The organism is Kutzneria chonburiensis (genome assembly GCF_028622115.1).
GTDB classification, from domain to species: Bacteria; Actinomycetota; Actinomycetes; order Mycobacteriales; family Pseudonocardiaceae; genus Kutzneria; species Kutzneria chonburiensis.
The window spans coordinates 7,622,966-7,640,024 of the sequence record NZ_CP097263.1 but is presented as its reverse complement, the minus strand read 5'-3'; the positions used below and the strand labels follow the sequence as shown (position 1 = coordinate 7,640,024).

Below are 17,059 nucleotides of genomic sequence, written 5' to 3'. Positions count from 1 at the left end.
CTGCCTCAGCTGAACTCGGGCGCGAGCGTCTCGGCGATCTCGTAGGTGTTGAGCGCGGCGCCCTTGCGCAGGTTGTCGCCGCACACGAAGAAGTCCAGCGTGTTCGGGAAGTCCAGCGCCTGGCGCACCCGGCCGACGTAGGTCGGGTCCTCGCCGACCACGTCCGCCGGCGTCGGGAACCTCTTCTGCTCCGGCTCGTCCACCAGCACGATCGTCGGCTGCGCGGCGAACACCTTGTGCGCCTGCTCCACCGTCACCTCGCGCTCGAACGTGGCGTGCACGGCCAGCGAGTGCGTGGTGATGACCGGGACCCGCACGCAGGTCGCGGAGACCTTGAGGTCGGGGATGCCGAGGATCTTGCGGGACTCGTTGCGGACCTTGAGCTCCTCCGAGGTCCAGCCGTCGCCCTTGTAGGAACCGGCCCACGGCACCACGTTCAGCGCCAGCGGGGCCGGGAACGGCGAGCTCTCGAAGTCCAGGCCGGCGGCCAGCAGCGCCTCGCGGACATCGCCGGCCTTGACGCCGAGCTGCTTGCCGGCCACGACCGACAGCTCCTCGTACAGGCGGTCGATGCCGGGCGCGCCGGCGCCGGAAACCGCCTGGTAGGAGGCGACCACGAGCTCCTTGAGGCCGAACTCGCGGTGCAGCGCGCCCAGCGCCGCCATCATCGACAGCGTCGTGCAGTTGGGGTTGGCGATGATGCCGCGCGGACGCTCGGTCGCCTTGTGCGCGTTGACCTCCGGCACCACCAGCGGCACCTCGTCGTCCATACGGAACGCGCCGGAGTTGTCCACCGCGATCGCGCCGCGCTCGGCGGCGATCGGGGCCCACTCGGCCGAGATCTCGTCCGGCACGTCGAACATGGCGATGTCGACGCCGTCGAACACCTCGGGCGCGAGCGCCTGAACGGTGATCTCCTCGCCGCGCACGGTCAGCTTGCGGCCGGCCGAGCGGGCCGACGCGATCAGCCGGATCTCGCCCCACGGCACCGTCTCACGGGCGTTGATGATCTCGATCATCACGCTGCCCACGGCGCCGGTCGCTCCGACCAGGGCAAGAACAGGACTGCCAGAACTCCTGGTGGTGGTGCTCATCGACCGCTCCCCGCGTAGACGACGGCCTCTTCGTCGCCGCCGAGTTCGAACGCATCGTGCAGGGCACGGACCGCGTCATCCAACTGGGTATCCCGGCAGATGACCGAGATCCGGATCTCCGAGGTGGAGATGATCTCGATGTTGACGCCGGCCGTGGACAGCGCCTCGCAGAAGGTCGCCGTGACGCCGGGGTGCGAGCGCATGCCCGCGCCGATCAGCGACACCTTGCCAACGTGGTCGTCGTAGAGCACGCCGCTGTGGCCGATCTCCGGCTTGGCCTTCTCCAGCGCGGCCACCGCCCGCGGGCCGTCGGACTTGGGCAGCGTGAAGGTGATGTCGGTGCGGCCGGTGGCGACCTGGGAGACGTTCTGCACGACCATGTCGATGTCGACCTCGGCGTCGGCGACGACGCGGAAGATGCGGGCCGCGATGCCCGGGTGGTCCGGCACCGCCGTCACGGTGACCTTGGCCTCCGACCGGTCGTGCGCGACGCCGGTGATGATCGCCTGCTCCACGGGAAGGTCCTCCATCGACCCGGTCACCAGCGTGCCGGTCTTGTTGTTGAACGACGAACGGACCCGCAGCGGCACGTTGTACCGGCGGGCGTACTCGACCGAGCGCAGGTGCAGCACCTTGGCCCCGGCCGCGGCCATCTCCAGCATCTCCTCGTAGGTGATCTGGGGCAGGTGCTTGGCGTCGCGGACGATGCGCGGGTCGGCGCTGAACACGCCGTCCACGTCGGTGTAGATCTCGCAGACGTCGGCCTTGAGCGCCGCGGCCAGCGCGACGGCCGTGGTGTCCGTGCCGCCGCGACCGATCGTGGTGATCTCCTTGCTGTCCTGGCTGACGCCCTGGAAGCCGGCCACGATGCAGATCGCGCCGTCGGCCAGCGCGTCCTGGATCCGGCCCGGCGTGACGTCGATGATGCGGGCGTTGCCGTGCACCGCGGTGGTGATCACGCCGGCCTGCGAGCCGGTGTACGAGCGCGCCTCGAATCCCAAGGAGTGGATGGCCATCGCCACCAGCGACATGGAGATCCGCTCACCCGCGGTGAGCAGCATGTCCAGTTCGCGGGCCGGCGGCACCGGGGCCACCTGGGAGGCCAGGTCCAGCAGCTCGTCGGTGGAGTCGCCCATCGCCGAGACGGCCACGACCACGTCGTTGCCGGCGCGCTTGGTGGCGGCGATGCGCTCGGCGACGCGTTTGATCCGCTCGGCACTTTCCAGTGAGGAGCCGCCGTACTTCTGCACGACCAGTGCCACTGATCGAACCTCCTCGCAGACCGGGCCAGAGCGTGTCCGGACGCAGCGTACCCTCGCCTTCGGACCCGGTGGCCAGACGAAGGGATCGGGGTGTCAGCCATCACGACGGCCCGGCCCGAGGCCAGTTCCGCCACGTCGCGGCAGGTCGCGTACCTCTGCGCGCCCGCTCTGGTGTTCCTGGGCGTGCGTGCGGTCGGCCTGGTCGTGCTCGCCTGGATGGCTGCGCGCAACGGCCGATCCATCACCACTGCTCTCACTTCGTGGGACGGACACTGGTTCCTCGGGCTCGCCCAGGGCGGCTACGGCGCCGCCGGCGGGGACCTCGTTGACGCCCACTTCCAGCACGACCAGAGCAACCTGCTGGCCTTCTTCCCCGGCTATCCGGCGCTGACCAGCCTGGTCTCCCATCTGCCCGGGGTGACGCTGGTCGACGCCGGTTTCGCGGTGACCGTGATGGCCGGCCTGGCCTGCTCGTACGGGCTGGTCCGGCTCGGCTCGTTGCTGCCCGGCGGCTCCCGGCGGCTCGGGCTCATCCTGGCCGCGCTGTTCGCCGCCTCGCCGATGGCCGTCGTGCTGTCGATGACCTACTCCGAGGCCCTGTTCTGTGCCTTGGCCATCTGGTCGTTGGCGTTCCTGCTGGAACGCCGGTGGGTCTGGGCCGGTGTGCTTTGTGCCCTGTCCGGCCTGGTCCGACCCACTGCCGCCGCCGTGATCGTGGCCGTCGGCATCGCCGCCGTGATCGCCATCGTGCGCCGTGAGGACGGTTGGCGGCCTTGGGTCGGCGCCTTGGTGTCGCCGGTCGGGCTCGTCGGCTATCTGGCCTGGGTCGGGGTTCGCACCGGCCGTTGGGACGGCTGGTTCGAGGTGCAGCAGCGGGGGTGGGGCTCCCAGTTCGACGGCGGTATCGCCACGTTCAAGTTCGCCCTCGACGCCTTGGCCTCCGGCCGCTCCGTACTGGAGGTCCTCACTGTCGGTCTCTGCGTCGGCGCGCTCGCGCTGGTCGTGTTGTGCATCCGGCGGCGCGTGCCGTGGCCGTTGATCGCGTACGGCATCGCGGTACTGGTCATGGACCTCGGTTCCAACGGGTTGATGAACTCCAAGGCCCGGCTCATGCTGCCTGCGTTCGTGCTGCTCATCCCGCTCGGCATGGCTCTCGTCCGGCGGCTCGGCAGCACCCAGTGGCTCACCTTGGCCGGCGTCGCCGTCATGAGCGCCTGGTTCGGCGCCTACTCCATCACCGCGTGGCCCTACGCTATTTGAGGTGCATCCCCTCATCAGCGAGCGTTGGAGCCCACGGGCCCTCGACCCCGCCGCCAAGATCACCGACGCGCAGCTCGAGTCCTTGTTCGAGGCCGCCCGCTGGGCCGCTTCCTCCGGCAACACCCAGCCCGCCCGCTGGCTCGTCGGCCGTCGTGGCGATCAGGCCTTCCAGCAGATCTTCGCCGCCTTGCGGCCCGGCAACCAGTCGTGGGCCGGCGCCGCCTCGGCCTTGATCGTCGGCTGCGTCCTCACCGAGGATTCGACCGGCCGCCCCATGCCCAAGCCCGACTACGTCCTCGGGCTCGCCGGGCAGAACCTCGTGCTCCAGGCCGTCGCCGAGGGCCTCGTCGCCCACCAGATGGGCGGCTTCTCCCCCGAGGCCATCGCCACCTCTTTCGGCTTGCCGCCGGTGGCGCGCGCCGTCGTCGTCATCGCCGTCGGCGTTCTGGGCTCCCCGTCCCTGCTGCCCGAGGACTTGGCCGCCCGCGAGGTCGCCCCTCGCGTCCGCAAGCCCTTGTCGGAGCTCGTCTTCACGGAAACCTGGGGCACCGCCGCCTTCTAGCCGAGGCGGCGCACCAGACGCACGACGATGCTGGTGACGATGAGCCAGAAGATCGCGGCCAGGCCGTAGTTGGCCAGCACGCGGAGCTTGCCGTCGGCCGGCGTGAACAGGTCGCGGAAGGCCAGCGCCAGCGGGTCGGCCCAGGACCGGACGAACGTGGTGATGGGGTTGTCCGGGTTGGCGCCGAAGACGGTGAGCAGCACGTGCGCGACGAGGATGACGGCGATGATCGTGCCGATCCACCGCAGGACGGCGGCGACGATGCCGATCACCCTGCCGCGCGCGTGCGTCTCCGTCTGCTCGGCCATACGGGGCAGTCTGCCACGCCCGGCGACCGGCGTCGATCAGCCGGCGCGGTAGAGCACACGGGCGATAAGACCCGTGACGACCAGCCAGAACACGGCGGCGAGGCCGTAGTTCAAGATCACGTTGAGCGCCTCGCTGCCGGTGGCGAACAGGTTGGCGAACCACAGCGCCAGCACACCGGCCCACTGCGCGACCCAGACCACGAGCGGGTTGCCCGGGTTGGCGCCCAGCAGCGCGAACAGGATGTGTGCGACCAGGATGACCGCGATGATCGTGCCGATGACGCGGACCACCGTCCCGGCCGTCGCACGACCGCCACGAACGTAGGTAGCCATGACCGATCTCACCTCGCTCGATACAGGTCGCCACCCGATCGGGTGGCGTTGCGAGGTGAATACCCACACGCGGTGATCGCTACACGATCACCGCAGCACCCGGGCGACGATACGGGTCAAGAGCAGCCAGAACACGGCGGCCAGGGCGTAGGTGATGATCACGCTGGCCGGCGCGCCGGGCGGCTGGACGATGTTGCCCCACCACAGCACCAGCAGGTCGGACCAGATCTTGACCACGGAGAACAGCGGGTTGTCGCCGTTCGATCCGGTCAGCACGAGCAGCATACGAATGATCATGATCAGGGCCGTGAGCACGCCGAACAGGTTGATCACCGTCGACAGCACGCCCGACTTCTTGCCCCCTGACGCCATAGGTCCACCTAACCACAGCCCGGACGCACCCGATGGTGCCCAGCATGTGGGTGCCGGGTTTCACGATCCGGCGATAGCGGTTACGCTCCGCCCGTGCGTTTCCACGCCCTCCTGCTTCGCTGCCGTGACGGGGTCTGATCCAGACCGGCCCCCCGTCGCGGAGTTCAGCGCTGCCGCCGGTCGAGTTGTCATCCCGGTCAGCAGGAGTTCACCCCCATGAGCGAGTTCAGCAAGATCCGCACGCCGTCCCGTCCCGCGCCGGCCGACCAGCCGGTCTGGAACACCCAGCGCGGCAGCTCCATGCCGGTCCACCGCTACCGGCCGTTCCACGAGCTGGTCGAAGAGGTCTCGGTACCCGATCGCACGTGGCCCGACAAACGCATCAGCAAGGCGCCGCTGTGGTGCGCGGTCGACCTGCGTGACGGCAACCAGGCGCTGATCGACCCGATGTCGCCGGCCCGCAAGCGCAAGATGTTCGACCTGCTGGTCCGGATGGGCTTCAAGGAGATCGAGGTCGGCTTCCCGGCGGCCAGCCAGACCGACTTCGACTTCGTACGCGAGATCATCACCGACGGCGCGATCCCGGACGACGTCACCATCCAGGTGCTCTCCCAGTGCCGCCCCGAGCTGCTGGACCGCACGTTCGAGGCACTGCGCGGGGCGCGCAAGGCCATCGTGCACATCTACAACTCGACCTCGATCCTGCAGCGCCGCGTGGTGTTCCGCGAGGAGCGCGAGGGCATCAAGAAGATCGCCACCGCCGCCGCCGAGTACGTCGTCGAGCTGGCGGCCAAGCAGCCCGACACCGACTTCCGGTTCGAGTACTCGCCCGAGTCCTACACCGGCACCGAGCTGTCCTACGCGGTCGAGGTATGCAACGCGGTCACCGAGATCCTGGGCGCGACCCCGGAGCGGCCGGTGATCATCAACCTGCCGGCCACGGTGGAGATGGCTACGCCCAACGTGTACGCCGACTCCATCGAGTGGATGCACCGCAACCTGGAGCGCCGCGACTCGGTGATCCTGTCGCTGCACCCGCACAACGACCGCGGCACCGGCGTCGCCGCCGCCGAGCTGGGCTATCAGGCCGGCGCCGACCGCATCGAGGGCTGTCTGTTCGGCAACGGCGAGCGCACCGGCAACGTCTGCCTGGTCACGCTGGCCATGAACCTGTTCAGCCAGGGCATCGACCCGCAGCTGGACCTGTCCGACATCGACGAGATCCGGCGCACGGTCGAGTACTGCAACCAGCTGCCGGTGGCCGAGCGCCACCCGTACGGCGGCGACCTGGTGTTCACCGCGTTCTCGGGCAGCCACCAGGACGCGATCAACAAGGGCCTGGACGCGCTGAAGTCCGACGCCGACCGGGCCGGCGTGCCGGTCGAGGACTTCCAGTGGGAGGTCCCGTACCTGCCGATCGACCCCAAGGACGTCGGCCGCAGCTACGAGGCCGTGATCCGGGTCAACTCGCAGTCCGGCAAGGGCGGCGTGGCCTACGTGATGAAGACGGAGCACCAGCTCGACCTGCCGCGCCGGCTGCAGATCGAGTTCTCCAAGGTCATCCAGGGCGTCACCGACACGCAGGGCGGCGAGGTCTCGCCGCGCCAGATGTGGGACGCCTTCGCCGGCGAGTATCTGGACCGGGTCGCGCCCCTGGAGCTGGTCCGGCAGCGTGTGGACGACGTCGACGAGGGCACCTACCGGATCACCGCCCAGGTGCGGGTCGAGGGCGACCAGCACGAGATCACCGGCGTCGGCAACGGCCCGCTCGCCGCGTTCGTGGACGCCCTGAGCACGGTCGGCTTCGACGTACGGGTCATGGACTACGTCGAGCACGCCCTCACCGCCGGTGACGACGCCCGCGCTGCCTCCTACGTGGAGTGCGCCGTCGGCGACACCGTGCTCTGGGGCGTCGCCGTCGACAGCTCCATCGTCGCCGCCTCGCTGCGTGCCGTCGTCTCCGCTGTCAACCGCACCTCCCGCTGATGCAGTGAACGGACCATTCCAAAACTCCGAGTTTTGGAATGGTCCGTTCCCAACTCCAAGCGTCAGCGGAGCTCGGCCGGCTCCTCGGTCTCGGCCGGGGCGGCCATGGCCTTGCCGGCGCGGTGCTTGATGTACAGCGAGATGCCGATGCCGGCCAGTATCGCGACGCCGAGGCCGACCCAGGCGAAGCCGCTCAGCCACTTCTCCGCGACCTCGCCGACATAGTGGATCAGCGCCGTCGTGCCGGCCGCCCAGACGATGCCGCCGAGCGCGTTGGCGATCAGGAACTTGTAGTAGCGCATGTGCAGCGCGCCGGCCAGCGGGCCGGCGAAGATGCGCAGCAGGGCGATGAAGCGGCCGAAGAAGACGGTCCACATGCCCCACTTCTGGAACGCCCGCTCCGCGGTGGCCACGTGACTGGGCCCGAAGTGCTTCGGGAACTTGCGTCCGAGCCACTCGAACAGGGGTTTGCCGCCCTTGCGGCCGATCGAGTAGCCGATCGAGTCGCCGATGATGGCACCGGCCGACGCCGCGATGGCGATGTACTCCCACTCGACGGCCGAGCTGGGATGGATGGTCAGCAAAGTGGCGCTGACCAGGGCGATCTCGCCCGGAATCGGGATGCCGAGGCTCTCGATCATCACGATCAGGCCGATCGTGACGTACACCGCGAGCGGTGGGATGGCCGCGATCCACTGGTCGATGTGCAAGGCCGTTCGGTCCTTCCCCTGTCCGTACGTTGTGTCCAGTGTGCCCGAAGAAACGGGAACTGTCGGGCCGCTGTCGACTTCCTGAGGAGTCCATGTGATCCGGCATCACGCGGGCGGTCAGGATGTTGACTATGGACATGAGCGTTCCGGACGGTGTCACAGCGGCGTTGGGACTGGTGTTCCTCGTCGGCTTCGTGCCGCTGCTGCCCACGGAGCCGGTGCTCATCTCCTGCGGTGTGCTGGCCGCGTCCGGCAAGCTCCCGCTGCAATGGGTGATCCTGACGGCCATCGCCTCGTGTGTGCTGGCCGACCTGGTCAACTATGGCATCGGTCGGCGGATCGGCGAGCCGGCGATCGGGAGGTTCGCCCATCGCCGCACGCCCGCGGCCGTGCTGGACTGGATCAAGGAGCGGCTGGCCCGCAACGCCGAGCCGATCCTGATCGCCGGTCGCTGGCTGCCCGGCGGCGGCACCATCGGGGCCGTGCTCTGCGGCTCGCTGCGCTTCCCGGTCCGCCGGTTCGCGCTGGCCTCGATGATCGGCTGCACGCTCTGGTGCCTGTACGCGACGCTGCTCGGCTACCTCGGCGGCTCGCTGGCCAGCGACGACATCCCGCTGGCCCTGGCCGTGTCGCTGGGTATCGCCGCCTTGCTGAGCCTGCCGGCCAGCATGTTCCTACGGGCCCAGCGGCGTCGGGCCGTCGATGTCGACGACGACCCCGACCTGGAGCCCATCGCCGGCTGACTGGCCGTAGCCGATGAAGTTCTCGGTGGCCTCGGCCATCTGCCGATCGCTGAGCAGCTTGGGCGGCTGCCCGCTGCCGATCACCTTCAGCGCCACCTCGCAGACCCACTCCAGGAACCCGGCCCGCTGGTAGGCCTGGGCCAGGTCATCGCCCGTGGTCACGGCGCCGTGGTTGCCGAGCAGGCAGGCGTGCCGGTCGCCGAGGGCGTCGATCAGGACCGTGGCCAGCTCGTCCGAGCCGAACGGTCGATACGGCGCCACGAGCACGCGGCCGCCCAACAGCGCGAGGTAGTAGTGCACGGGCGGCACCTCGTCGACGACCACCGACAACGCGGCGGCCGCGACGGAATGCGTATGCACGACGGCCTTGGCGCCGGTCGCGGCGTACACCGCGAGGTGCATCGCCAGCTCACTCGTCGGCTTCAACGGCGCTTCGACGGCCGTGCCGTCCAGGTTGTGCACGCCGACCAGCTCCGGCGTCAGGTCGCCGTAGTCCAGGCCACTCGGCGTGACAGCGACGAGGTCACCCATGCGGACGCTGACGTTGCCGGCCGTGCCGATGACCAGCCGGTCCTCGACCGCGCGTCGGCACGTCTCGACGACTTCCCGCCTGGCGTCCGCGAGCAGCATCACGGGGCCGTCAGCACAATCGGGTCGCCCTCGGTGATGGCGATCGTGTGCTCGAAGTGCGCCGCCCGGCTGCCGTCCTCGGTGAGCAGTGTCCAGCCGTCGTGGCCGGTCCAGTAGGTGTCCTGGCCGCCGAGCATGAACATCGGCTCGATCGCGATCACCAGGCCCGGGTGCAGCGTCATGCCCTTGCCCGGCTCGCCCTCGTTGGGCACGTGGGGCAGCTCGTGCATGGCGTGGCCGACGCCGTGGCCGCCGTGGTCGGCGAGGATGCCGTAGCCGGCGTTGCGGGCGATGGGGCCGATCGCGTGCCCGATGTCGCCGAGCGTGTTGCCCGGGCGGCAGACCTCGATCGCCTTGCGGAGCGCCAGCTCCGTCGCCTCGACCAGGGCGACGTCCTCCGGGTCCGGCTCACCGACCAGGAAGGTGATGGCCGCGTCGCCGTGCCAGCCGTCCAGTTCGGCGCCGAAGTCGATGCTGACCACGTCGCCGTCGAGCAGCTTGTAGTCGTTCGGGACACCGTGCACGACAGCATCATTGATGCTCGTGCAGAGAACCGCCGGATAAGGCGTCGGCGCGAAGCGCGGGTGGTAGTTCAGGAACGAGGAGCGGGCGCCCCGGCTGGCCAGCACCTCCGCCGCCACCGCGTCCAGCTCCTTTAAACCGACCCCGACCGCCGCGCGCTCCCGCACGGCCGCGAGCCCCGCGGCCACCACCGAGCCGGCCGCGCGCATGGCCGTTATCTCGGCTGCTGTCTTCAGCTCGATCACGCCACCAACCTTATGGTCGACGTCGCCGCGCACGGCTAGATCCGCCGGGTGACCGTACGCAAGATCGAGACCTGGCTGTCACAGGACGAGCTCGTCGATGCGGCGGTCGAGCAGCTTCGCCGAGTCCTCCGTCGGCAGCGCCGCCTCGGTCAGCCGCCGAAACGCCAGCTGGTAGGCGTCCACCTCGTCCCGCGAGTCCGCGTACGAGATCGCCGTCAGGCTCTCCGTGTAGACCGTCGTGAACGCCGGCACCGCCAGCGTGAGCAGCGTGAACGCCATACCGAGGCCCGCGTGCTCGCCGTGGTCGATCGGGATCACCTGGAACGTCACGTTCGGCCGTTCGATCAGGTCGCGCAGGTGCTCCAGCTGCGTGCGCAGCACCCGCCGGCCGCCGACCGGCCGCAGCAGCGCCGGCTCGCCCGTGACGATGTGCAGGTCCGGCGGGCTCGCATCGGTCAGCGGCTGCTGCGCCGCGACCCTCTCGCGGGCCTCCCGGCCCACGTCCGACGGGGCCGTGCGCAACGACGTCGACAGCAGCGCGTTCGCGTAGTCCACAGTCTGAGTCAGGTCGGGCAGCAGCTGGTCCGTATAGGTCTTGATCTCCGACGCCTCGGCCACGTATGCGCGGAGCGTGCTCTCGTTGGCCAGCACCCGGGACGGTCGCTCACGGGCCTTCATGCCGAAGAACCGGATCTTCTCCGCCTCGCCGCCCGGCACCTCGTACAGCTCGAGCATGCGCTCCAGCTCGCTCTCCGGGACCTTGATCGCGCCGGCCTCGAGCCGGGCGATCTTGACGCTGCTGTACCAGTTCAGCTGCTTGGTCGCCTGCGTCGGCGACATGCCGGCCTTCTCACGGCAGCTGCGCAGCACCGCTCCCAGCAGCTCGCGGTACGCCGCCACGGCGGCAGACCCCATCGGCACACCTCTCACTCATCCGCGGGCCACCCATCCTGCCCGCCGCCACGACCCCCACACCCAACCCCACCCGATCGAGGGACAATAATTGGTAGCTTACCAACTACAAACCCCACTAAATTGACCCACATGCCCACAACCCCCACCCTCCGCACCCGCCTCCAACAGGCGGCCTGCGACTACGCCCACCTGGCCGAGTGGCCGATCGTCCCCGGCTCGGTCTGGACCGGCACGCGGTACGTCCGCGGCCACACCGACCGCCCCGCCGGCGAGTTCGAGCCCGTATTCCCCCGCCCCACCCGCGACGTCCGGCGCGTCCACTCCCTGTGGAAGATCGCGCCCTACTCCGTGCTCGCCCCCACCGGCACCGCTTTCGACGTCATCTCCGTCCCCCTGGCGCTCGGCGTCGCCGCCACTCGCACCGGCCCCTTCCGCCGCCGCATCGCCCCCGCCGCCCTGTCCCCCGACCGCATCCGCTTCCTCGTACTACCCGGCATTCCTCTCGCCCCCGACCTCCCTCTCGCCGAGCTCTGCACCCATGGCGAGTGCGTTCCCCTGCCACCCACCCCCGTTCCCGGCGGCGCACTCACCTGGTGGGTTTCCCCCGTCACCACCGACTGGCAGCCCGGCGACTCCCTCTCCGTACAGGCCGCCCTGCGCGAAGCCGCCGACCTCCTCCAGCCATGTTCGCGCTAGCCCTCCCGTTCGGGCTCGCTCTCCTCGGGCTCGTCGTCCTCACCTTGGCCGCCCTCTTCCTCCGCCCCCACCTCTTCGGCCCCAAGCCCCAGCACGCCGGCGCCCACCGCGGCGCCGCCCTCACCGTCACCGACCTCCGCATCCGCCTCGCCTACGAAGCCGGCCAGCGCTCCGTCCCCACCGCCCGCCACCAACTGGCCACCCACCGGCTCTAATCACTCAGGCTGCCGGCCACGCTCTGCCGTTGTCCGCTCACTTCCCCTGTTCGGCCTCATAGGGCCAGACCTGAGTGGTGACTTCGCGAAGATTTTCCACCTCAGACTTGGGAAATTTGCCGGTAGCAACGAAGCGCTCCTCAATAGTTAGGCCGAGCTCGCGAGCCTTGGGCTCACTTCCACCAAGGTAGTAAACCCACAAGCTATCACCCTCACTGCCGGTGACCATAAACGGCTCGCCGCGATATTCACATCGCCATTCAACCCGAAAGACGCCGGTTGACTCCGCGATTGGCGTGTGTCTAATATAAAGATCAGGTGCATACTTCTCAAATCCAACCATGGGTGGATCGTCATCGAACCAATATATGTCAATAACGTCCGGATCCACCGTCAACGCCGTCTCAAACTTCCGACCGTCAACCATGGAATAGCAGTACTGCTCGTAACTGTCGGTCATCGCTCCTCTTTAACCCAACCAAGGCGGGTGATGTATCGAGCAACTCTCCTCGAGGTACCGTCGGCAAATACCTCATGTATCTCGTCGCCGTTCCGCAGGGGAGTTGGCTGACGATCCCACTCGGGCACAAGATGCCTGTCGGATCCAGTGAATCCACTTCCCGTGAAGGGGTCGCCCCAGTCGACGGTACCGCCAATCTTCGCCCGCCCAGCTTCGGTCGGACCACCAAACGGAATTGAGTACTGATTCACGTCGCTAACACTCGTCCGAAGGACATGAACCGAAGGATCCTTCGGCGAGAACGGTGTGCCGCCGTAGTCCAGACGCAGCCCTTCGTAATATCCGGACGGACTGTTTATCTGCTCCGAGTCGACCACGCGCGCAAAGCAACCGCCGGACAATTTCGGCTTGAACCCGTCGGCCGTCGAGTTGTCCAGATAGTGCTGCGCAGCCCACGGGCTGAGCACCTTCTGAACCGGAGTTCCCGCCTCCAGCTTGATATCCTCACGAAGTCCGCGCAGCTTCAAGGCTTCCTCGCGGCTAATATTCGCAGTGCCACCAGGCTGATTGACACGGTGCCGGATTGAATTGAACTCCTGCCCCGACATCCCATGTCGATCAAGAAGATCAGGCAGCCGACGTTCGGCGGAGTCCGGCCCAGGCAGCCGTCCATTGATGCGTGTGGGCTCGCCGTTGCCGCCGGGAACCGTTGGCGCCTTCGTGTCCTTACCACCGCGGCCGGAGCCGACCTTCTCAGCCGGGCGGGTACCACCGCCCGGCACGCGCTTGGGTTTCTTGGCGGAGCCGCCGCCCTTGCCGACGGGCGAGCCGGCGCGTTTGGAGCCGCCGGGTGGGTCGACCTTGCGCTTGGAGTTGGGGTGGTGTTTGCGGAGGTTCTTGGCGGCGATGGTGTCGGCCTCTTCGTAGAGGTCGGCGGTCTTGCCGAGGCGGGTGCCGGCCTCCTCGGCGACCCGGCCGCCCTCGTTGAGGACCTTGCCGGCGATCTCGGTGGCCTTGCCGGTGAACTTCGCTACGACGGAACCGACACCGGAACGGTCGCCGGAGGCGTGGGAGACGAGGTTCTGGCCGGTCTCCTCGAGCTTCGAACCGGTCTGCTTGACGGTGCCGCCGAACTGCTTGACCTTGCCGCCGGACTTGCGGAGGTGCTGCGGATGGATATTGGCCTTGCTCACGTCGCCCCCAGGTGACGGTCAGAGCTTCTCAACCCAACCGGCAGGGTACGGCAGCGGTGAGAACCGGATGGCAGGAAGTACCTCTGTCGAGTTACCGATGATCAGACCAAGGGATCATCAGCGGGTATGAGGTCGGTTCGGCCGTGTCCGGCCAGCCACTCGACAACCTTGGCCTTGCCGGCGATCCGTCCCATGAACTCAAGGCAGGCGGACTGCTCGTCGGTGAACTCACGTAGCCGATCCCGACATCCGCGTTCCCTGTAGAAGACGCTCCACAGGCAGTCGTCGTCACGGACGATGCAGTAACAGTATTCGGCCTCGCCGACACAGGCCGCCTCATGCCACGAACCCATTTCTCGCAGCAGGGCCTCAACGCTGTTCAGCGTAACGAGATCGGATACCGCCTCGGGGTTCGACTCATCCACGAGTTGGAAGCAGCCCCTGGTGATCTGGAGCAGTGTCATGCGACCCAGGAAGGCGTAGCAGGCATCGGACTCGAGATCAAAGGTGGATTCATCGAAGTTTCCGCCGCGCTCGCGATAGAAAACAGTCCAGGTACCGTCAGGACGCTGAAGGATGCACCAACGGTCGTCCGCGTAATCTCCGATGGAGAACTCATCGCCCTCGACGCCGATGGCTTCGATATAAGCCGCAAGGCTGTTCGCCGAAATAATCACTGGCACCCCAGACGCATAAGGAGCCTCCGGACCTGTCGGAAATACAGGTCCGGAGGCAAGGAGTCACTGGGCGGCGTCGCCCCAGGTGAGACCGGCGAGGATCTGGCTGTAGGTGAGACGGCCGAGCAGGTAGGTGCAGGCCTGGTTCTCGGTGGTGAACCGCTCGAGGTCGTTCTTCTCCCCGCGCTCCAGCCAGTAGACCTCCCATGCGCCGTCCTCGGCCTGCTCCAGGGACCACGAGTACTGGGCATGGCCACCGGCGGCCACCATGCGGGCGGGAATGCCGATGGCAGCTACGGCAGATTCCAGTTCCTGGATATTCACAGCTTGACCTCCCTAAGGTATCCGGCATTGACGAGGTCGATGACGGAATGGGGCATGTAGTACTGAGTTCCGCCACCGGGCTGACCCATCGCGGGCGCGATCGGACCCTCCCATACGGGAATGGGCTTCACGACCTCGTACTGGTGATACCCGTCGCTCAGGTTGCCGGGCGGCAGTCCGCGCTGCGGGAACGGAGTGTCGGTCGGCGAGGTGAACCGACCGAACCCGGGACCGAAACGGTCAATGGTGTGGCCGGGCTGCAACACATTGGGCTGGCGCGACTCGGGACTGTCGAAGCCCTGGGGATGAGTCTGCGGATCCGGCCATGTCAGTTCGGGATTGCCGTACTTGTCCTTCGCCCCGGTCGGCCAGTACTGCTTGTCCCACTCGGTCTGGCCGAGGCCACCGGTGGGGTCGTAGGTCTTCGGCACGATGCCCTGCACGACCGGATGCTTCTGGTCGGCCCCGGGCTTCAAGGCGTCCTGCGCACGGTTGGGATTTGCCTCGGCCTTCTTGATGAGGTTGTCGTCGATCAGGCCCTTGTGCGGGTGGTCCAGATCATCGGTCTTGATTGTCTTGCCGGACGAGTCGTAGTCACGGGTCGACTTGGGCGGGTCGTTGAGGTCTCCGCTGAGGGAGGGGACCTCGTGATCCTTTTTGCCGCCGCCGCTGCCGACGCGAGTCCCGGTGCGCTTGCCGCCGCCGGGGACGGGCTCGGCCTTCTTGGTCTTGCCGCCGCCGGAGCCGACGGTGGAGCCGGAGCGGGTGCCGCCGCCGGTGACGGACTTGCTGGAGCGGCCCTTGTGGATCTTGTTCAGGCCCTTGGCGCCGACGTTGTCGGCTTCCTCGTACAGGTCGGCGGTGTTGCCGAGCCGGCCGCCGGCGGATCCGGCGACGCGGCCGCCTTCCTTGAACACCTTGCCGGTGACCTCGGTGGCCTTGCCGGTGAACTTGGCGACCACGGAGCCGACGCCAGAGCGGTCGCCGGAGGCGTGGGAGACGAGGTTCTGGCCTGCCTGCTCGAGTTTGCCGCCGGCCTGCTCGATCTTGTCGCCGAAGTCCTTGAGCTTGCCGCCGGACCTGCGCAGGTGCTCGGGGTGGATGTTGGCCTTGGTCACGTCGGAATGCCCTGGTTCGTCGCCACGGACTCAGCGGTGCCGAGAGGATCGTTGACGACGGAGTCGGCCATGCCCTCGACCTGATCCACCGAATCGCTGACGCCCTGGGAGAAGCCGTCGACGCCGGCATTGGCCACGGCGCCCATGTCGATGCCCTGGTGCGTACCGAGGGCGTCCCCGACGAGCTGCATGGCGAGCTCCTCGCCGGCGCTCTCCAAGGCGGCGAAGATGGGGCCCTCGACGACGGACAGCAGCTGCTGCTCGACGGTCTGGATGGCCTGCTCGATGGCCTGCTTGACGATCTGCTCGGTGAACTCGGTCTGAGCCACGGCCAGTGCCTCGGAAGCGCCCAGGGTCTCGATGGCGGCAGCCTGGTCGGCGATGAGCTCGGCGGCCAGGATGACCAGCTGGACGATGGCGGCGAGCTTCATGGCCACGATGACGACGGCGGCTATGTCGAGGCCGGTGGCGAGCATGTCCATGCCCTCGCCGAGCTGCTGGAGATGCCCGTCGGCGAGCTTCTTCCACAGCGCCTCGAAGATCTGCAGCGACTCGGCCGAGTTGACGCCGAGCATCTCCTCGATCTCGGACTTGGCGTCGCCGTTGTTGCTGGACAGCTCGGAGCCGAGCTCACGGAGCTGATCGGCGGCCGAGCGGAGCTCGTCCTCGTCGATGTTGGGCCACTCGACGCCGATGAGGTCGAGCACCCAGGTGACCTCGGAAGGGAGGGTGACGCCCACGCTCACCACGACCCTTCGTTGAGCACGGAACCGCCGGCGTCATCGTCGTCGTCACGGGACGGCGGCGCCTGGCGCTGGGGAGGCTGCGCAGCGGGCGCGGGCCGGGCGGCGGGCGGCGCGACCGGCGGGTTGGGGCGAGGGCTGTACGACTGCGGCTGCGGAGCCTGCGCCTGGCGCCACGGGTCGTCCTGACCGGTGGGGTCGGCGGCGGTCCGCGGCACGTCGGGCGTGCTGAGCTTGGCGGCGTCGAGCCCGTTGGCGTTGCCGGCGGCGGCGAGCACGTTGGCGCTCTGTGCCCGCACGGGCGCCATGGTCTCGGACACCTTGGCCCGGGCCTTGGCCGCGGCGGCCTGGATCGTGGCGACGACGGCCTGCGCGAGCTTGTCGGGCGTGGTGCGCTCGAAGGCGTTCGGCGACAGCTTCAACGCCGTCACCACGCCGGTCGCGTCCACGGCGACCTGCACACTGCCGTCACGCGAAGTCGCCTCCCCCGTGCTCGACAGCGCCTCCTGCTGCGCCTGCTTCACGGCGGCCATCTGCGCGCGCAGCCCAGCCAGCGCGCCGTCGGCCTGTTGCCGCAGCTCGGCGACCTTCGCCGCGCGCTGCTCAGGACTCAAGTCCGGCTCAGTCATGTGCCAACACCCCTCACGTCAGGCTCTACGACGACGCCCGCGTCCCGTCGGTTCCCGTCCGG

The 17,059-nt window shown here is 68.3% G+C and carries 22 protein-coding genes; 6 read left to right on the top strand and 16 right to left on the bottom strand.

Features of this window, described 5'->3' with window-relative positions:
* Nucleotides 1-5: 5 nt before the first annotated feature.
* Both M3Q35_RS35265 and M3Q35_RS35260 read right to left on the bottom strand, forming a co-directional pair.
* Nucleotides 6-1,094: an aspartate-semialdehyde dehydrogenase gene (locus tag M3Q35_RS35265; protein WP_273936852.1), complete on the bottom strand. Its 1,089-nt coding sequence runs from the start codon at nucleotides 1,092-1,094 to the stop codon at nucleotides 6-8.
* Nucleotides 1,091-2,356, bottom strand: a complete 1,266-nt coding sequence (locus M3Q35_RS35260; RefSeq protein ID WP_273936851.1) for an aspartate kinase — start codon at nucleotides 2,354-2,356, stop codon at nucleotides 1,091-1,093. Before M3Q35_RS35260 ends, M3Q35_RS35265 begins: the two co-directional genes overlap by 4 nt.
* 90 nt (nucleotides 2,357-2,446) lie before the next feature.
* On the opposite strand from M3Q35_RS35260, the gene M3Q35_RS35255 reads away from it, so the two are divergent.
* Complete coding sequence (locus tag M3Q35_RS35255) at nucleotides 2,447-3,616, top strand: glycosyltransferase 87 family protein (protein WP_273936850.1); 1,170 nt, start codon at nucleotides 2,447-2,449, stop codon at nucleotides 3,614-3,616.
* A 1-nt stretch (nucleotide 3,617) separates the two neighbouring features.
* On the top strand, nucleotides 3,618-4,178 hold the full coding sequence (locus M3Q35_RS35250; protein ID WP_273936849.1) for a nitroreductase family protein: 561 nt from the start codon (nucleotides 3,618-3,620) through the stop codon (nucleotides 4,176-4,178).
* On the opposite strand, the gene M3Q35_RS35245 is transcribed toward M3Q35_RS35250, so the two are convergent.
* The 3 genes from M3Q35_RS35245 to M3Q35_RS35235 all read right to left on the bottom strand — a co-directional run bounded on the left by M3Q35_RS35245 (nucleotide 4,175) and on the right by M3Q35_RS35235 (nucleotide 5,191).
* Complete coding sequence (locus M3Q35_RS35245; protein ID WP_273936848.1) at nucleotides 4,175-4,486, bottom strand: YggT family protein; 312 nt, start codon at nucleotides 4,484-4,486, stop codon at nucleotides 4,175-4,177. The two genes, M3Q35_RS35250 and M3Q35_RS35245, sit on opposite strands and share 4 nt — an antisense overlap.
* 36 nt (nucleotides 4,487-4,522) lie before the next feature.
* Entirely contained in the window at nucleotides 4,523-4,819 is a 297-nt protein-coding gene (locus M3Q35_RS35240) for a hypothetical protein (RefSeq protein WP_273936847.1), read from the bottom strand.
* Nucleotides 4,820-4,906: 87 nt separating this feature from the next.
* Nucleotides 4,907-5,191 (bottom strand): hypothetical protein, encoded by a 285-nt coding sequence (locus M3Q35_RS35235; RefSeq protein ID WP_273936846.1) that lies wholly within the window; start codon nucleotides 5,189-5,191, stop codon nucleotides 4,907-4,909.
* 216 nt (nucleotides 5,192-5,407) lie between these two features.
* Here M3Q35_RS35235 and leuA point away from each other — a divergent pair, with 216 nt between their 5' ends.
* Nucleotides 5,408-7,177: a 2-isopropylmalate synthase gene (gene leuA, locus M3Q35_RS35230; RefSeq protein WP_273936845.1), complete on the top strand. Its 1,770-nt coding sequence runs from the start codon at nucleotides 5,408-5,410 to the stop codon at nucleotides 7,175-7,177.
* 62 nt (nucleotides 7,178-7,239) lie between these two features.
* Here the strand turns inward: leuA and M3Q35_RS35225 are convergent, their stop codons facing one another.
* Entirely contained in the window at nucleotides 7,240-7,887 is a 648-nt protein-coding gene (locus M3Q35_RS35225; protein WP_273936844.1) for a DedA family protein, read from the bottom strand.
* A 137-nt stretch (nucleotides 7,888-8,024) separates the two neighbouring features.
* Between M3Q35_RS35225 and M3Q35_RS35220 the strand changes: the two genes are divergently transcribed.
* Entirely contained in the window at nucleotides 8,025-8,630 is a 606-nt protein-coding gene (locus M3Q35_RS35220) for a DedA family protein (protein ID WP_273936843.1), read from the top strand.
* Here M3Q35_RS35220 and M3Q35_RS35215 read toward each other — a convergent pair.
* The 3 genes from M3Q35_RS35215 to M3Q35_RS35205 all read right to left on the bottom strand — a co-directional run bounded on the left by M3Q35_RS35215 (nucleotide 8,562) and on the right by M3Q35_RS35205 (nucleotide 10,942).
* Complete coding sequence (locus M3Q35_RS35215) at nucleotides 8,562-9,260, bottom strand: class II aldolase/adducin family protein (protein ID WP_273944589.1); 699 nt, start codon at nucleotides 9,258-9,260, stop codon at nucleotides 8,562-8,564. The two genes, M3Q35_RS35220 and M3Q35_RS35215, sit on opposite strands and share 69 nt — an antisense overlap.
* Nucleotides 9,260-10,027, bottom strand: a complete 768-nt coding sequence (gene map, locus M3Q35_RS35210) for a type I methionyl aminopeptidase (RefSeq protein ID WP_273936842.1) — start codon at nucleotides 10,025-10,027, stop codon at nucleotides 9,260-9,262. Before map ends, M3Q35_RS35215 begins: the two co-directional genes overlap by 1 nt.
* Before the next feature lie 78 nt (nucleotides 10,028-10,105).
* Nucleotides 10,106-10,942: a helix-turn-helix domain-containing protein gene (locus M3Q35_RS35205; RefSeq protein WP_273936840.1), complete on the bottom strand. Its 837-nt coding sequence runs from the start codon at nucleotides 10,940-10,942 to the stop codon at nucleotides 10,106-10,108.
* Nucleotides 10,943-11,071: 129 nt separating this feature from the next.
* Between M3Q35_RS35205 and M3Q35_RS35200 the strand changes: the two genes are divergently transcribed.
* Nucleotides 11,072-11,638, top strand: a complete 567-nt coding sequence (locus M3Q35_RS35200) for a hypothetical protein (RefSeq protein WP_273936839.1) — start codon at nucleotides 11,072-11,074, stop codon at nucleotides 11,636-11,638.
* The gene (locus tag M3Q35_RS35195; RefSeq protein WP_273936838.1) at nucleotides 11,626-11,853 is read left to right on the top strand and encodes a hypothetical protein; all 228 of its coding nucleotides are present in this window, start codon (nucleotides 11,626-11,628) and stop codon (nucleotides 11,851-11,853) included. Before M3Q35_RS35200 ends, M3Q35_RS35195 begins: the two co-directional genes overlap by 13 nt.
* Before the next feature lie 37 nt (nucleotides 11,854-11,890).
* On the opposite strand, the gene M3Q35_RS35190 is transcribed toward M3Q35_RS35195, so the two are convergent.
* The 7 genes from M3Q35_RS35190 to M3Q35_RS35160 form a co-directional block, all read right to left on the bottom strand.
* The gene (locus M3Q35_RS35190) at nucleotides 11,891-12,313 is read right to left on the bottom strand and encodes a hypothetical protein (protein ID WP_273936837.1); all 423 of its coding nucleotides are present in this window, start codon (nucleotides 12,311-12,313) and stop codon (nucleotides 11,891-11,893) included.
* Nucleotides 12,310-13,506 carry a WXG100 family type VII secretion target gene (locus M3Q35_RS35185; RefSeq protein ID WP_273936836.1) on the bottom strand — a complete coding sequence of 399 codons (1,197 nt, stop codon included), beginning with the start codon at nucleotides 13,504-13,506 and terminating at the stop codon, nucleotides 12,310-12,312. The genes M3Q35_RS35190 and M3Q35_RS35185 overlap by 4 nt, the downstream gene beginning before the upstream one ends.
* Before the next feature lie 101 nt (nucleotides 13,507-13,607).
* Nucleotides 13,608-14,189: a hypothetical protein gene (locus tag M3Q35_RS35180; protein ID WP_273936835.1), complete on the bottom strand. Its 582-nt coding sequence runs from the start codon at nucleotides 14,187-14,189 to the stop codon at nucleotides 13,608-13,610.
* Between the two features lie 57 nt (nucleotides 14,190-14,246).
* Complete coding sequence (locus M3Q35_RS35175; protein ID WP_273936834.1) at nucleotides 14,247-14,507, bottom strand: hypothetical protein; 261 nt, start codon at nucleotides 14,505-14,507, stop codon at nucleotides 14,247-14,249.
* Entirely contained in the window at nucleotides 14,504-15,625 is a 1,122-nt protein-coding gene (locus tag M3Q35_RS35170; protein ID WP_273936833.1) for a TNT domain-containing protein, read from the bottom strand. The genes M3Q35_RS35175 and M3Q35_RS35170 overlap by 4 nt, the downstream gene beginning before the upstream one ends.
* A complete protein-coding gene (locus M3Q35_RS35165) occupies nucleotides 15,622-16,371 on the bottom strand; it encodes a WXG100-like domain-containing protein (protein WP_273936832.1) in 750 nt (249 codons plus the stop codon). Before M3Q35_RS35165 ends, M3Q35_RS35170 begins: the two co-directional genes overlap by 4 nt.
* Nucleotides 16,368-16,997, bottom strand: coding sequence for a YbaB/EbfC family nucleoid-associated protein (locus tag M3Q35_RS35160; RefSeq protein WP_273936831.1), 630 nt, complete (start codon nucleotides 16,995-16,997; stop codon nucleotides 16,368-16,370). The genes M3Q35_RS35165 and M3Q35_RS35160 overlap by 4 nt, the downstream gene beginning before the upstream one ends.
* Between the last annotated feature and the right edge of the window lie 62 nt (nucleotides 16,998-17,059).